Raw genomic sequence first — 15,098 nt, 5'->3', positions numbered from 1 at the left:
AAGCAAGGCTAATAGTTCGAATAATAAATAGAAAATTGACTAATCATAGCCCCCGGACGATAAATCGCAGTCATCGAGGCCTGTAGCACCGATCAAAAAGCCAAGCGCCACAAGAGCGTCGCCGTGACCATTAACTCCTGCCAGAAAAACAAGCAAAGGAGCCCCCCATGAAGCCCACCGCTTCGCCCCAGCCGCGCCGTGCCGCCGCCGCCGCGTTCATCGGCACCATGATCGAGTGGTACGACTTCTACATCTATGCCACCGCCGCCGCACTGGTGTTCGGTGCCTTGTTCTTCCCCTCCGACGACAGCCTGTTCAGCACCATGGCCGCGTTTGGCACCTTCGCCGTGGGTTTCTTCGCCCGGCCACTGGGTGGCATCGTGTTCGGCCATGTGGGCGACCGTATCGGGCGCAAGAAATCGCTGGTCATCACCTTGCTGATGATGGGCATCGTCACCGTCTGCATCGGCCTGCTGCCGACCTACGCACAGATTGGCGCCAGCGCACCGGTATTGCTGATCATCCTGCGGGTGATCCAGGGCATCGCCGTGGGTGGGGAGTGGGGCGGTGCCGTGCTGATGGCCGGTGAACATGCGCCGAAGGGCAGGCGCAACTTCTTCGCCTCGTTCGCCCAGCTGGGCAGCCCGGCGGGCCTGATCCTGTCGCTGCTGGCCTTTGGCGCAGTGACCCGCCTGCCCGAGGAAGACCTGATGAGCTGGGGCTGGCGCTTGCCGTTCCTGGCCAGCGCACTGTTGCTGCTGGTGGGCCTGGCGATTCGCCTGGGCGTCAACGAGTCGCCCGAGTTCATCGCCAGCCGCGAGCAGGCGGCCAGGGTCCAGCGCAAGGAGCAGGCCCCGGTACTGGAAGTGCTGCGCACCGCCTGGCGCCCGCTGCTGCTGTGCATCGGTGCCAACACCCTGGGCATTGCCGGGGTCTATTTCACCAACACCTTCATGATCAGCTACACCACCCAGCAACTGCACCTGGAGCGCTCGCTGATCCTCGAATGCCTGTTCTTCGTGGCGATCATCCAGTTCTGCGTGCAGCCGCTGGCCGCGTGGCTGTCGGAAAAGCTCGGCGCCACCCGCTTCCTGGCCCTGGTCGCGCTGCTGGCGATGGCCTCGCCGTACCCGATGTTCGTGCTGGTCAGCTCTGGCCAAGGCCCAATGATCGTGCTCGGCATCGCCTTGGCGGCGGCCTGCATGGCCTCGTTCTACGCGGTGATCGCGGGCTACGTCAGCGGCATGTTCGACACCCGCGTGCGTTACACCGCGATTTCCCTGGCCTACCAGGTGTGCGGCGCCCTCGCGGGCGGCCTGACACCGCTGATCGGCACCTGGCTGGCCCACACCTTTACCGGCCAATGGTGGCCGATGGCGGTGTTCTACAGCCTGATCGCCAGCATTTCGCTGATCTGCGTGCTGGCCCTGGCACGCCAGTACGCCCGTAGTCAGCGCCTGGAACTGGCCTGATCGATTCCTCTGATTGTGGAGTACCCGCACATGTTGAAAAGCAATGGCGAACGCCTGTGGTCGAGCCTGATGGCCATGGCCGAAATCGGCGCCACCGCCCGCGGCGGCAGCTGCCGCCTGGCCCTGAGCGACGAAGACAAGGCCGGCCGTGAACTGTTCAGCCACTGGTGCCGCGAGGCCGGCCTGACGCTGAGCGTGGATGCCATCGGCAACCTGTTCGCCCGCCGCGCCGGTAGCGATCCGGCTGCTGCTCCAGTGATGATCGGCAGCCATCTCGACACCCAGCCTGAAGGCGGCCGCTTCGATGGCGTCTATGGCGTGCTGGCTGGCCTGGAGGTGGTGCGCCGCCTCAACGACCTGAACATCCAGACCCGCAAGCCGCTGGAGATCGCCGTCTGGACCAACGAGGAGGGCGCCCGCTTCACCCCGGCCATGTTCGGCTCGGCGGTGTTCACCGGCACCCTGGCGCTGGACCAGGCCCTGGCCATCCGTGATGCCGATGGCGTCACTGTCGCCGACGAACTGCGGCGCACCGGCTACGCCGGCCAGCGCCCGCTGGGTGGCCAGGTGGATGCCTACTTCGAAGCGCATATCGAGCAAGGCCCGATCCTGGAAGACAACGCCAAGGCCATCGGCGTGGTCAGCGGTGGCCAGGCCATCCGCTGGCTGGACGTCACCGTCGAGGGGGTGGCCGCCCACGCCGGCACCACGCCGATGCCGCTGCGCAAGGACGCCCTCTACGGCGCTGCGCAGATGATCCAGGCGGTCGAGCAACTGGCCGCCGACTTCGCGCCAGAAGGCCTGACCACCGTTGGTGAACTGTCGATCGCCAAGTCTTCGCGCAACACCATCCCCGGCGTACTGCGCTTCACCGTCGACCTGCGCCATCACCGCGACCAGGCCATCGAAGCCATGGAGCGCGACCTGACCCTGAAGCTGCAGGCCATCGCCAGCCAGCGCGGCCTGCTGGTGCGCATCGAGCGCCACTGGGTCAGCCCGGCCACGCCGTTCGACGCGGATTGCGTAGCCGCCGTGCAGCAGGCGGTGGACGGCCTTGGCTACACCCAGCAGTCCATCGTCAGCGGCGCCGGCCACGATGCCATCCTGCTGGCCCGCTACTGCCCGACGGCGATGGTGTTCATCCCATGCGTCGGCGGCCTGAGCCACAACGAAGCCGAAGACGTGCTGCCCGAGGATGCCCGCCAGGGCGTCGATGTACTGCTCAACGCCGTGCTGGCCCGCGCCGGCCGAGTCGAACAAGGAGAAGCCTGATGCGTTGCTACTTCCACCCCGAACAGCTGCTGCACCATCCGCGCAGCTACTATTCGCGCGGTGCCATGCGCACCCCGCAGGAAGTCCCCGAACGCGCCCAGCGCCTGCTGCAGGCCGCCAAGAACCTGGGCTTCGAAATCCGCCAGCCCGACGATGCCGGCCTTGCGCCGCTCAAGGCCGTGCATGGCGAAGCCTACCTGACGTTCCTCGAAGAGGCCCATGCGCGCTGGAAGGAAGTGCCCGAGGACTGGGGCGACGAGGTCATGTCGAACATCTTCGTGCGTGAGCCCAACGCCCTGCGCGGCATCCTCGCACAGGCCGGGCGCTACCTGGCGGACGGCAGCTGCCCCGTTGGCGAGAACACTTGGCGCTCGGCCTACTGGTCGGCGCAGAGCGCGGTAGCCGGGGCCAAGGCCATCCTCGATGGCGAGCCGGCGGCCTACGCGCTGTGCCGGCCGCCGGGCCACCACGCACGGTTCGATGCGGCCGGTGGGTTCTGCTACATCAACAATGCCGCCGTGGCCGCCCAGGCCCTGCGCAGCCGTTACTGCCGGGTGGCGATTCTCGATACCGACATGCACCACGGGCAGGGGATTCAGGAGATCTTCTACGAGCGCAATGATGTGCTGTACGTGTCGACCCATGGTGACCCGACCAACTTCTACCCAGGTGTGGCCGGGTTCGAGGATGAGCGCGGCAGTGGTGCGGGGGAGGGGTACAACCTCAACCTGCCGATGGCCCATGGCGCCAGCGAGGCGGACTTCATGGGGCAGCTGGAGATTGCGCTGGCTGCGGTCAAGGATTTTGAGGCCGAGGTGCTGGTGTTGTCGCTCGGGTTCGATATCTACGAGCTGGACCCGCAGAGCAAGGTGGCGGTAACGACGGAAGGGTTTTCTGCGCTGGGTGAGCGGATCCGGGCGTTGCGGTTGCCGTGCCTGATTGTGCAGGAGGGCGGGTATCACCTGGAGAGCTTGGAGGCGAATGCAAAAGCCTTCTTTGTGAACAGGGTCAATTGGCGATAAGTGATGCATGCCGGCAGTGGTAGTGTCGCTGCCGGCGCCCCTGATAAGAGTCGATAATATAAACAAGGATAGGGTGCCCTTGCAGATATGCGGTTACCCATGTCTTATGTTTGCGCCCAAGCTTTCAAGATAGTCGTTGGCCGGCTTCAGCTGCTCATTTGAAGGTCGGTAGTGTCCAGAGATAGGCGTTAGCGTGGGGCCTTCTCCCTTGGTTACATATCCTGCGCTTACAACTTCCATGCGTCCGCCGATTACGCTTTGACCCAAGTCGGCTATGGCGGCGTGGCTTATATTCGCTGTGGCGGGAAAGCTTCCGACAAGAAAATTGTTGTCTCGGGTGAATACAAATTTGTGTGTTAAGGTATCTGGCAGTCTTTCCAGGCTTCCTGGCCCTTTTACTAATGTCATGTGGGCTTCTCCGGAAGCTATCAATTGTTCAGCTTCCCACCGCTCAAGTGGCAGTTCTTCAGGCTGGAGGTTAGGTAAGGTTTTCCATTGGCTGGCGACTTCTGCTCTAGGTCTTATGGGTCTTTTAAACCTATTGACTGCTTGGATTTTAATAGCGGCAGTCTTGAGTCGGCTTTTACCACCAGGATCTCGTGAGTTGATGGGGTCGTTGAGGCAATAGGCATAGCAGTTTGAGCCCCCGCGGTAAAAAGGGCTTAGCGTGTCCGCACTGATGAAGCGCATCAGGCCTGGGCTATATAGTCGGTGACTATTTCCGAGGGCGTAACACCCCATTGAGATGAAAAAAAACTCGCCGTTGAAGCCCAATGATTCAGTTGGCAAGGCACGGGTGTTTCGATAGCCGTAAGGGCCATAAGCCTGCCAGCCAACGCCAGAGGCCACTATATTCATAGTCTACTCCCCACCGATAGCGCGTGAATGGACGCACTTCTCACTATTACCTACTGGCTTGATTCTGGATAGCTGGCAAAAATATCAGGTACGAGCAGTCGCTTGGTCTGTTGCGCAGTGGTTATATCGTGTTAATTGTGCCAGGGGAGCGTCCTCCTCGGCCCAGCATGCCCATGTCTTGGGAGTTACGAGTCACGGCTTCGACTAGTTTGGTGAGGGGCAATTCGAATGGGTGTCCTACGGTGGATCCAGAAGCTTTCTACAACATTGGGCTGGAGGTCCCTGGCGCTGGGAAAGCCCCCCGCCCCATGACAAGCCCTAGATCCCACCCCGCCGCACATGCTTGACCAGCACCTTCTCCAGCAACTCCCACATCGCCGGGTCGGTACTGAACGCCACATTGAAGCGCATCCACCCGGTGGCCTTGGCATCGACCATGAACAACTGCCCAGGCCCGAGCATGATGCCTTTCTCCAAGGCATCATCCAGCAACGCCGCACTGTCCGGTATCGCCGGGTGGCGGGTCCAGATATACATCCCTTCATCCGATTCGGTGAACAGCTCAAAGCCCAAACGATGCAGATGCCGGCCCACTTCCTGATGCGCCTCGGCCAAGCGCTGGCGCAGGCGCTTGAGGTGCTTGCGCCAGCGTCCATCGATGATCGCGGCATACACCACCCGCTCCATCACCTGCGAAGTGGTCAGCCCCGAGCGCATCTTCAGGTGCAGCAGCTTCTGCGACAGCTCCGGGTTGGCCAGCAGGTAGCCGACCCGCACATTGGGCGAGATGCTCTTCGAATAGCTGCCCACGTACACCACCTGCTGCAGGTGGTCGAGGCTGGCCAGGCACGGTTGCGGCTCGGCGACCATGTCGGCGTACAGGTTGTTCTCCACCAGGCGGAAACCGTGCTGGCTGGCCAGTTGCAGCAAACGATGCAGCTGCGCCAGCGGGGTGCGTGAGCAGGTCGGGCTGTGCAGGTGCGGCTGGGTGAAGAACGCGGTAGGGCGATGGTGCGCCAGCAGTTGTTCGAGGTGATTGAGGTCGTAACCGTTCGGCGTCCGTGGCACTCCGATCAAAGTCGCGCCCTGGGTACGCAGGATACTCATCAGGTTGGGGTAGCCGGGGTCGTCCACCAGCACCACGTCACCGGGGCGCACCAGGGTGCGCACGGCAAGGTCCAGCGCCTGGCTGGCGCCGTGGGTCAGCATCAGCTGCGCCGGGTTGCAGACGATCGACAGCTCCTGTTGCAGGTTCTGCGCGGTCAGCGCACGCAGCTCCGGCAAGCCCATCGGGTCGCCGTAGCCCGACAATTCCAGCGGGCTGCCAGCGACCTGGCGCAGGCCGCGGCGCAGGCCTTCTTCGTACATCCAGTCATTGGGCAGCCAGCCGCAGCCGGGTTTGAACGGCAGTTGGCGAATCTCGAAGATCTGCTGCAGGTACCACTCGGAATTGAAGGTCGGGCGGCCGGTCTCGGCCTCGCTGTTCTGGCTTTCCAGCAGCTCGTTCGCTGCACGATTGACGAAGAACCCCGCATTACCCTTGCTCACCAGCAGCCCCTGGGCAACCAGGCGATCGTAGGCCTCGACCACAGTGAAGGTGCTCACCGAATAGCTCGCGGCAAAGGCGCGGATCGAGGGGACCTTGGTGCCGGGCTTGAGGGTCTGGTTATCGATCAGCTCGCGCAGGCCGTCGATGATCTGGTTGACCAGCGGCGTGGAAGAGTCTGGGTGTAATTCGAACATTCGGGGCCTTCAGGAGTGCGTAACGCCAAGCGCCAGCGGGTGTATTGCATTGGCGGCCTGTACAGTGCAGTGCGAGATTCATGCCACTGTGCATGGCTCTCTACGTCGGACATTTTTACATTAGGTGTCAGATATCGCCACATAAAGCATGTTCAGTTCGCCTCAGGTGCCAACCCTGGGGCGCGTCAGCAGGCCGCCACGGAAGGCCTGCGTGTGTTAGCGCACACCATCCTGCCCGCATTAGCACTGATGTACAGGTGAAACCGAGAGCCATCGGGGTTTCACAGTTTTCCTTGGATAAAAAGAAGCACGGGGTACACAACTGATGGACGCAACATCCACAACCACCACCGCGAAAAGCGGGCACGAGAGCAAGCTCAGTGCCTCGCTCAAGTCGCGCCACCTGACGATGATGTCGATCGCCGGGGTTATCGGCGGCGCCTTGTTCGTCGGCTCCGGCAGCGTGATCCACAGCGCCGGCCCGGCCGCAGTGCTGGCCTACCTGGCCGGCGGCATCCTGGTGGTGCTGATCATGCGCATGCTGGGTGAAATGGCGACTTCCTCGCCGGACACCGGCTCGTTCTCCACCTACGCCGACCGCGCGATCGGCCGCTGGGCCGGTTTCACCATCGGCTGGCTGTACTGGTGGTACTGGGTCATCCTGATGGCCTGGGAAGCCTATGTGGCGGGCAAGATCCTGCACGGTTTCTTCCCCGACGTCAGCGTCAACGTGTTCGTGCTGGCCACGACCCTGCTGCTGATCACCGTCAACTTCTTCAACGTCAAGCACTACGGTGAGTTCGAATTCTGGTTCGCGCTGATCAAGGTGGTGGCGATCGTCTGCTTCCTGGTGGTGTGCACCGCCGCGGTGATGAACATCTGGCAGTTCGGTGAAGTGCGTGGCATGACCCACCTGACTGCCGAAGGCTTCATGCCCAACGGCATCACCACGGTCATTGGTGCCTTGCTCGGGGTGATGTTCGCCTTCCTTGGCGCAGAAATCGTCACCATCGCCGCTTCCGAAGCCAAGGACCCGGCTACCCAGATCGTCAAGGCCACCAACTCGGTGGTATGGCGTGTGTGCCTGTTCTATGTCGGCTCGATCTTCCTGATCGTGTGCCTGGTACCGTGGAACGACCCGCAACTGGGCGTTTCCGGCTATGGCGCCTACCGCCGGACCCTGGAGCTGCTGGGCGTGCCGCACGCCGAACTGCTGATGAACTTCGTGGTGCTGACCTCGGTGAGCAGCTGCCTGATCTCTGGCCACTACACCGCTTCGCGCATGCTGTTTTCGCTGGCCCAGCGTGGCGACGCGCCGTCATTCTTCAAGATCACCCGTGCCGGCACTGGTGTACCGGTGTACGCGATCATCGGCTCCTGCGCCGTGGCCGTGGTCTGCGCGCTGATCAACTTCAGCGAGACCCTGCGCCCGAAAGACGTGCTGGAAACCCTGATGAACACCACCGGCATGATTGCCCTGCTGGTGTACCTGGTGATCGCCTTCTCGCAGCTGCGCATGCGCCGCAAGCTGATCGCCGAAGGCAAGGAAGTGCGCCTGCAGATGTGGCTGTTCCCCTGGCTGACCTACCTGGTGATCGGCTTCATCATCGCCGCATTGGTGACCATGGCCTTCATGCCTGATTATCAGATCCTGGTGATTTCCACCGGCATCGCCGCGGCTGTCGTGGTGGCCATGGGCGTGGTGCACCAGATCCGTACTGGCAAGCAGCACTAAGCGTCAGTTGCGCTTGGAAACGGCCGGCTCCCTTGGGGACCCGGCCGTTTCGCGTTGTTGGGCCTGGTGTTTGCCTTCGGGCATGTGAAAGCGCTGGTTCATCCAGGGCGAACCGAGCAGGGCGGCGGCGGCGATCAGCGCCAGAATGGCCAAGGCCAAGGATAGCTTCATGGGCATGCGCATAAAGGGACTGACTTCAAGCATAGGCCGACAGTTCAGGCGCATGCACTTGGGTACATGGCGTATGCTCATTGCATCGTCCGCCAACAGGAGCCGCCCATGGCCTGGTCCGCCACCCAGTATTCCCTCTTCGAAGACGAACGCACCCGCGCCGTGCGTGACCTGCTGGCCGCCGTGCCGCCGCGGCCGGTACGCCATGCCACCGACCTGGGCTGTGGCCCCGGCAACTCGACCGAAGTGCTGCTGCAGCGTTGCCCGGACGCCCAGGTAACGGCGCTGGACAGCGACAAGGACATGATCGACAAGGCCCGCGAGCGCAAGCGCCTGCATATTCCACGGGTACGCTGCGAAATTGCCGATATCAGCGACTGGTCCGCCCCCGAACCGCAAGACCTGATCCTGGCCAATGCCTCGCTGCAATGGGTGCCTGACCATGGCTCGCTGTACCCGCACCTGGTGCGCCAGCTGAGCGAGGGCGGCAGCCTGGCCGTGCAGACCCCGGACAACCTCGACGAGCCCGCTCACCGGCAATTGCGCAAGATCGCCAGCGAGGGGCCGTGGGCGGAGAAATTCGCTGACTTCCAGTTGCCACCGCGGCACAACGCGGCGTTCTACTACGACCTGCTCAGCCCGCTATGCGCGCGGGTGGACGTGTGGCGCACCACCTATCACCACCCGTTGACCGGCGGCGCCGAAGCGGTGGTGGAATGGTTCAAGGGCTCGGCGCTGCGGCCTTATCTGGCCAAGCTGGACGAACAGGAACAGGCGAGCTTCCTGCAGATGTACCTGCAGGCCATGCAGCATGACTACCCGCCAGCCACCGACGGCAAGGTGCTGCTGCCGTTCCCGCGGCTGTTTGTCGTCGCCACCTGTTGAGGTCGCCGCCGCGCCAGTATTGCCTGTGCCGGCCTTTTCGCGGCTGTAGCGGCTTTAGCCGCGAAGAGGCCGGCACAAGCGCTACAACGCTTCCTGAACCATCTGCAGGAAGGTGGCCACCACCCGGCGGCTTCTTTGCTCGCTCAGGCACACCAGCGTCTCGGTCAGGTGCCGTTGGCAGTCGACAATCGGCAGCGCGCACACCCGCGCATCTGCGCCGAACTCGGCCGCCGACACCACCCCTACGCCAATCCCCACCACCACCGCCTCGCGCGCCGCTTCGCGGCCTTCCACCTGGATCGCCGGGCGAATCCGCAAGCCTGCACGCTGCATCTCTTCCTCCAGCGTCTGCCGGGTCACCGACCCCGGCTCGCGCAGCACCAACGGTGTGTCGTCAAGGTCGGCCAGGGTGATCGAGCCGCGGCTGGCCCACGGGTGGTTGTGCGAGACGAACGCCACCATCGGGTCGCGGCGCAGCGGCACGCAGTACAGCCGCTCGTCATCGACATCGCGCCCGAGCAGCGCCAGGTCGGCCTGGTAGCTGAACAGCCTGGCCAGTGACTCATCGGTGTTGCCGGTCTCGATCTTGACCTGGATGCCTGGGTAGCGCTGGCAAAAGCGTGCGATCTGCGGCAGCACGTGCACGGGCGCATCCACTGCCAGCACCAGGCTGCCGGTGTGCAGGGCGCGGGAGTCCTGCAGCAGGTCGTGCGCCTCGGCCTCGCAGGCGAACAGGCGCTGGCTGATGCCCAGCAGGCGCTCGCCCAGGTCGGTCAGTTGCACCGAGCGCTTGTTGCGGTGGAACAGCAGCACACCGAAACGCTCTTCGAGCTTGCGCACCTGGTCGGACACCGCCGGCTGGGTCAGAAACAGCTTTTGCGCGGCGCGGGTAAAGCTGCCGTGCACGGCCACTGCATGGAACGCCTTGAGTTGAGCGTGTGACACCGACATGCCGCCTCCGGTAACAAGCTGGACTTATGTGTGAAATACGATAAATCGATTTTCTTTATCAGTCAGCAACTGTTTCCATAGGTTTCAACCCGAGGCCAACGCCACAAGCAGTGGCCGGGGCATGGCCCGCACATCGGTGCCATCTGACCAAATGACGAGCCTTCGTCATGCAGTGCGCAACACAACAACAAGACAGGCGTTTTTTAACAATCTGCCGGCACACTTGAGCAAGAGGTCAGAATCAATGAATCAAGCACTCGCTGCGTTGAAACGCTGGCGCATCCAGATTTTCGCGATCACCTGGCTGGCCTACGCCGCCTTCTACTTCACCCGCAAGGCCTTCTCGGTGGCCAAGCTCGGCATCGGTGAAGACCCGACGTTCATGCTCGACAAGGCCGCCATGGCCAACCTCGACGCGATCTACCTGGCCGCCTATGCCGTGGGCCAGTTCACCTGGGGCATGCTCGCCGACCGTTTCGGCCCGCGCGTGGTGGTGCTCGGTGGCCTGCTGATCTCGGCGGCGGCGGCCGTGGTGATGGGCAGCTTGGCGACCTTCCCGGTCTTCGCCACTTGCATGCTGGTCCAGGGGCTGGCGCAGTCCACCGGCTGGGCCGGGCTGTGCAAGAACATCGGCAGCTTCTTCCCGGCTTCGCAGCGCGGCCGGGTGCTGGGGCTGTGGAGTTCGTGCTACGCCTTCGGCGGCCTGGTCGCTTCGCCGTTCGCTGGCTGGTGGGCCTATACCCTGGTCGGCACCTGGCATGCGGCGTTCTTCTCGAGTGCCGCGGTGGTGGCCGGGGTGGCCGTGCTGTTCTTCTTCCTGCAGCGCAACAAGCCGGAGGACGTCGGCCTTGCTGCGGTCGAACCCGAGCCGCAGAGCATGGCCCCGGCCGGTAACCTGTGCAGCGTGTGGGCGCCGCTGCGCGAAATCCTGCGCAACCGCACGGTGCTGACCCTGGGCCTGGCGTACTTCCTGCTCAAGCCCGCGCGCTACGCCATCCTGCTGTGGGGGCCGGTGATCGTCTTCGAGCAGATGCCTTCGGTAGGCAAGGTCGGCGCGGCGATCATCCCCACGGCCTTCGAACTGGCGGGGCTGTTGGGCCCGATCATCATCGGCCTGGCTTCGGACAAGCTGTTCGGCGCCCGGCGCATGCCGGCCTGCGTGATCAGCCTGGTGCTGCTGACAGTGACCCTGGCAGCGTTCATGGCGGCCATGCACAGCGGCAGTATCGTGATGGTGGTGGCCTTGCTGTTCGTCATGGGCCTGACCCTGTACGGGCCGGATTCGATGATCAGCGGCGCGGCGGCCATCGACTTCGGCACGGCCAAGGCCGGCGCCACGGCGGCAGGTTTCGTCAACGGTTGCGGCTCGGTGGGCGCGGTGCTCGGCGGCCTGCTGCCGGGCTACTTCGACAGCGTCACGGTGTTCATCGTGTTTGCCGGCTGTGCGTTGTTCTCGGCCCTGGTGCTGCTGCCTCACTGGAACAGCCGCCCGGCCGGCACTGCCGCGGCCAACGACGTGGCGCCCAACACCAGCATGGCGATCAAGCCACTGCGTACCTGAAGGGCGGCGAGCAAGGCCGACGAAGCGTGAGATTACTTGTCGATCCACTGCCCGAGGGCGTATAAACTGCACCCACTTTTGGCCGGTCGCTTCCTGAACCGGCCGCCTGGTACAAAGAGAGTCGACATGGGCGCACAGTGGAAAGCCAAACATAGAGAAACAGCTGCCAATGCCAAGGGCAAGATCATGGGCAAGCTGGCCAAGGAAATCCAGATCGCGGCCAAGTCCGGCGCCGACCCGGACATGAACCCGCGCCTGCGCCTGGCCATCGCCCAGGCCAAGAAGGCCTCGATGACCCGTGAGACCCTGGAGCGTGCCATCAAGAAAGGCGCTGGCCTGGACGGCGATGCCGTGCAGTACCATGCCGTCAGCTATGAAGGCTTCGCCCCGCACCAGGTGCCACTGATCGTCGAGTGCCTGACCGACAACGTCAACCGCACCGTGGCGCAGATCCGCGTGCTGTTCCGCAAGGGCCAGCTCGGCGCCAGCGGCTCGGTGACCTGGGACTTCAACCACGTCGGCCTGATCGAAGCCACCCCGGAAGGCGATGCCGACCCGGAAATGGCCGCCATTGAAGCCGGTGCCCAGGATTTCGAGGAAGGTGAAGAAGAGGGGTCGACCTTGTTCATCACTGACACCACTGACCTGGATGCGGTACAGAAGGCCCTGCCTGAGCATGGCTTCACCGTCACATCGGCGAAGATCGGTTATACCCCGAAGAACCCGGTGAGCGCGGCCAGCCTGAGTGCCGAGGCGCTGGCTGAAGTTGAAGCGTTCCTCGAAGCGATCGACGAGCACGATGACGTGCAGAACGTCTACGTGGGCCTGACCGCCTGAAAACTGGGGCCGCTTTGCGGCCCATTCGCGGGTAAACCCGCTCCTACAGGCCTGTGCATGCCCTGTAGGAGCGGGTTTACTCGCGAATGGGCCTGCAAAAACCACGCAAGGGAGCCTGCATGAACCCGACTTTCGCCTCCCTCAGCCTCGCCCACCTGCGCACCCTCGACTGCCTCCTGCAGCTGAAGAACCTCAGCCACGCCGCCGACCGCCTGGGTGTCAGCCAATCGGCCCTGAGCCGCCAGCTGGCCCACCTGCGCGAAGCCTTCGACGACCCGCTGCTGGTGCGTCAAGGCCGCGGTTATGTGCTTAGCGAGTATGCCGAAGCCCTGGTCGAGCCCCTGCGCCAGGTGCTCGAAGAGCTCCAGGCCCTGCGCCAACCCGCCGCTTTCGACCCGGCCCGCTGTGAGCGCCGGTTCTGCCTGGCCGCCTCCGATTACGTGGCCGAGCACATGCTGCCGCTGCTGGTGGCTGCCTTGGAGCAAGAGGCACCGGGTGTGTCCATCGACTACCGCACCTGGCAGGCCGGGCAATACGCCTTGCTTGCCAGCGGCGAGATCGACCTGGCCACCACCTTGTTCGACGAGTCGCCGCCCAACCTGCATGGTCGCCTGCTCGGTGAAGACCGCGCGGTGTGCCTGATGCGCCAGGACCACCCGCTGGCCGCGCTGGACGTGCTGGGCCAGGACGATTACCTGGCCTGCAAGCATGTGCGCATTTCCGGTGGCGGCGACAAGGACAGCTTTATCGACCGCCACTTGCGCGCCCAGGGTTTGCAGCGGCGCATCAGCCTGGAAGTACCGTTCTTCTCGGCGACCGTGCAGGTGATCGGCAACAGCCAGGCGCTGGCCACGGTGCCCGAGCACATCGCCCGGCAATTGTGCCGCCTGCATGGGCTGGCGTGGCGGCCGTTAGGGTTTGTCGAGCATACCCAGCGCTATTGGGTGGTGTGGCATCAGCGCTTGCAGGCCTCGGCCGAACACCGCTGGTTGCGCAACCGGGTGTTCGAGCAGTGGCGCCAGTCACAATTCGGGGTGCAGGGCGGGGTTGCAGGTTTGCCATAGCAGGTATGCGCGAAGCGGGGTTATTCGCAGGGGCGCAGGCGCCTAGACTTGGGGCACTGGATAACCCTCAGGAGCGCGCGCGTGACCCCAGAACAATTCCGCCAGTACGGCCACCAGCTGATCGACCTGATCGCCGACTACCGCCAATCCGTCGGCGAACGCCCGGTCATGGCCCAGGTCGAGCCCGGCTACCTCAAGGCGCAGCTGCCACAGGCCGCCCCACAGCGAGGCGAGTCGTTCGAGGCGATCCTCGACGACGTCAACCAATGGGTCATGCCTGGCCTGTCGCACTGGCAGCACCCAGACTTCTACGGCTATTTCCCCTCCAACGGCACCCTGTCGTCGGTGCTTGGCGACTTCCTCAGTACCGGCCTTGGCGTGCTCGGCCTGTCGTGGCAATCCAGCCCGGCGTTGAGCGAGCTGGAGGAAACCACCCTCGACTGGCTGCGTCAGTTGCTCGGGCTGTCGGCCCAGTGGAGCGGGGTGATCCAGGACACTGCGTCCACCAGTACCCTGGTGGCGCTGATCAGTGCCCGCGAACGAGCCACCGACTATGCGCTGGTCCGCGGCGGCCTGCAGGCCGAGGCCAAGCCATTGATCGTCTATGTCAGTGCCCATGCTCACAGCTCGGTGGACAAGGCTGCACTGCTGGCCGGCTTCGGCCGCGCCAACATCCGCCTGATCGCGACCGACGAGAAATTCGCCATGCGCCCGCAGGCGCTGCAGGCTGCCATCGAGCAAGACCTGGCCGCCGGCAACCAGCCCTGTGCGGTGGTCGCCACCACCGGCACCACCACCACCACCGCCCTCGACCCGCTGCGCCCGATCGGCGAAATCGCCCAGGCCAACGGGCTGTGGCTGCATGTCGACTCGGCCATGGCCGGTTCGGCGATGATCCTCCCGGAATGTCGCTGGATGTGGGATGGCATCGAGCTGGCCGATTCTGTGGTGGTCAACGCGCACAAATGGCTGGGCGTGGCATTCGATTGCTCGATCTACTACGTGCGTGATCCGCAGCACCTGATCCGGGTGATGAGCACCAACCCGAGCTACTTGCAGTCGGCGGTGGATGGCGAGGTGAAGAACCTGCGTGACTGGGGGATCCCGCTGGGCCGTCGCTTCCGTGCCTTGAAACTGTGGTTCATGTTGCGCAGCGAAGGCGTGGAGGCCTTGCAGCAGCGCTTGCGCCGTGACCTGGCGAATGCCCGCTGGCTGGCGGAGCAGGTTGCAGCGGCGGCGGAGTGGGAAGTGCTGGCACCGGTGCAACTGCAGACCTTGTGCATTCGCCATCGGCCGGCGGGGCTGGAAGGAGAGGCGCTGGATACGCACACCAGGGCGTGGGCCGAGCGGCTGAATGCGTCCGGGGTGGCGTATGTGACGCCGGCGACGCTGGAAGGGCGGTGGATGGTACGGGTTTCGGTGGGGGCACTGCCGACCGAGCGGGAGCATGTGGCAAAGCTTTGGCACAACCTGCAGGAAGTGGTCAAAGGCTGAAGGTGCCGGGGCCGCTGAGCGGCCCCAGCGATC

The 15,098-nt window shown here is 63.9% G+C and carries 13 protein-coding genes; 9 read left to right on the top strand and 4 right to left on the bottom strand.

Translation table 11 applies throughout. The features are described 5' to 3' along the window. The first annotated feature begins 167 nt into the window (after positions 1-167). Genes HU738_RS23140 through HU738_RS23130 form a run of 3 tightly spaced genes read left to right on the top strand, consistent with a single transcriptional unit; the run spans position 168 to position 3,766 of the window. Positions 168-1,472, top strand: coding sequence for an MFS transporter (locus HU738_RS23140; RefSeq protein ID WP_186604405.1), 1,305 nt, complete (start codon positions 168-170; stop codon positions 1,470-1,472). Between the two features lie 30 nt (positions 1,473-1,502). Continuing rightward, positions 1,503-2,744 (top strand): Zn-dependent hydrolase, encoded by a 1,242-nt coding sequence (locus HU738_RS23135; RefSeq protein ID WP_186604403.1) that lies wholly within the window; start codon positions 1,503-1,505, stop codon positions 2,742-2,744. Continuing rightward, positions 2,744-3,766: a histone deacetylase family protein gene (locus tag HU738_RS23130; RefSeq protein ID WP_186604401.1), complete on the top strand. Its 1,023-nt coding sequence runs from the start codon at positions 2,744-2,746 to the stop codon at positions 3,764-3,766. The genes HU738_RS23135 and HU738_RS23130 overlap by 1 nt, the downstream gene beginning before the upstream one ends. Before the next feature lie 93 nt (positions 3,767-3,859). Here the strand turns inward: HU738_RS23130 and HU738_RS23125 are convergent, their stop codons facing one another. Both HU738_RS23125 and HU738_RS23120 read right to left on the bottom strand, forming a co-directional pair. Continuing rightward, positions 3,860-4,624 carry an RHS repeat-associated core domain-containing protein gene (locus HU738_RS23125; RefSeq protein ID WP_186604399.1) on the bottom strand — a complete coding sequence of 255 codons (765 nt, stop codon included), beginning with the start codon at positions 4,622-4,624 and terminating at the stop codon, positions 3,860-3,862. 318 nt (positions 4,625-4,942) lie between these two features. Then, the gene (locus tag HU738_RS23120; RefSeq protein WP_186604397.1) at positions 4,943-6,367 is read right to left on the bottom strand and encodes an aminotransferase-like domain-containing protein; all 1,425 of its coding nucleotides are present in this window, start codon (positions 6,365-6,367) and stop codon (positions 4,943-4,945) included. A gap of 325 nt (positions 6,368-6,692) precedes the next feature. Here HU738_RS23120 and HU738_RS23115 point away from each other — a divergent pair, with 325 nt between their 5' ends. Then, complete coding sequence (locus HU738_RS23115; protein WP_054883205.1) at positions 6,693-8,102, top strand: amino acid permease; 1,410 nt, start codon at positions 6,693-6,695, stop codon at positions 8,100-8,102. 3 nt (positions 8,103-8,105) lie between these two features. On the opposite strand, the gene HU738_RS23110 is transcribed toward HU738_RS23115, so the two are convergent. Continuing rightward, positions 8,106-8,285 carry a hypothetical protein gene (locus tag HU738_RS23110; protein WP_186604441.1) on the bottom strand — a complete coding sequence of 60 codons (180 nt, stop codon included), beginning with the start codon at positions 8,283-8,285 and terminating at the stop codon, positions 8,106-8,108. Positions 8,286-8,381: 96 nt separating this feature from the next. Here HU738_RS23110 and tam point away from each other — a divergent pair, with 96 nt between their 5' ends. Further along, complete coding sequence (gene tam / locus HU738_RS23105; RefSeq protein WP_186604395.1) at positions 8,382-9,158, top strand: trans-aconitate 2-methyltransferase; 777 nt, start codon at positions 8,382-8,384, stop codon at positions 9,156-9,158. An 81-nt stretch (positions 9,159-9,239) separates the two neighbouring features. On the opposite strand, the gene HU738_RS23100 is transcribed toward tam, so the two are convergent. Continuing rightward, positions 9,240-10,109 (bottom strand): LysR family transcriptional regulator, encoded by an 870-nt coding sequence (locus HU738_RS23100; protein WP_186604393.1) that lies wholly within the window; start codon positions 10,107-10,109, stop codon positions 9,240-9,242. 244 nt (positions 10,110-10,353) lie between these two features. On the opposite strand from HU738_RS23100, the gene HU738_RS23095 reads away from it, so the two are divergent. From HU738_RS23095 to HU738_RS23080, 4 genes are all read left to right on the top strand, one after another. Further along, entirely contained in the window at positions 10,354-11,670 is a 1,317-nt protein-coding gene (locus tag HU738_RS23095) for an MFS transporter (RefSeq protein WP_186604391.1), read from the top strand. A 126-nt stretch (positions 11,671-11,796) separates the two neighbouring features. Continuing rightward, positions 11,797-12,507, top strand: a complete 711-nt coding sequence (locus tag HU738_RS23090; RefSeq protein ID WP_176508088.1) for a YebC/PmpR family DNA-binding transcriptional regulator — start codon at positions 11,797-11,799, stop codon at positions 12,505-12,507. 119 nt (positions 12,508-12,626) lie between these two features. After that, positions 12,627-13,571, top strand: coding sequence for a LysR family transcriptional regulator (locus HU738_RS23085; protein ID WP_186604389.1), 945 nt, complete (start codon positions 12,627-12,629; stop codon positions 13,569-13,571). Between the two features lie 81 nt (positions 13,572-13,652). After that, the gene (locus tag HU738_RS23080) at positions 13,653-15,065 is read left to right on the top strand and encodes a DOPA decarboxylase (protein ID WP_186604387.1); all 1,413 of its coding nucleotides are present in this window, start codon (positions 13,653-13,655) and stop codon (positions 15,063-15,065) included. The last annotated feature ends 33 nt before the right edge of the window (positions 15,066-15,098 follow it).

The sequence above is a fragment of the Pseudomonas vlassakiae genome (assembly GCF_014269035.2).
Classification (GTDB): domain Bacteria; phylum Pseudomonadota; class Gammaproteobacteria; order Pseudomonadales; family Pseudomonadaceae; genus Aquipseudomonas; species Aquipseudomonas vlassakiae.
The sequence above is the reverse complement of the archived record's forward strand: the minus strand, read 5'-3'. Positions and strand labels throughout refer to the sequence as shown.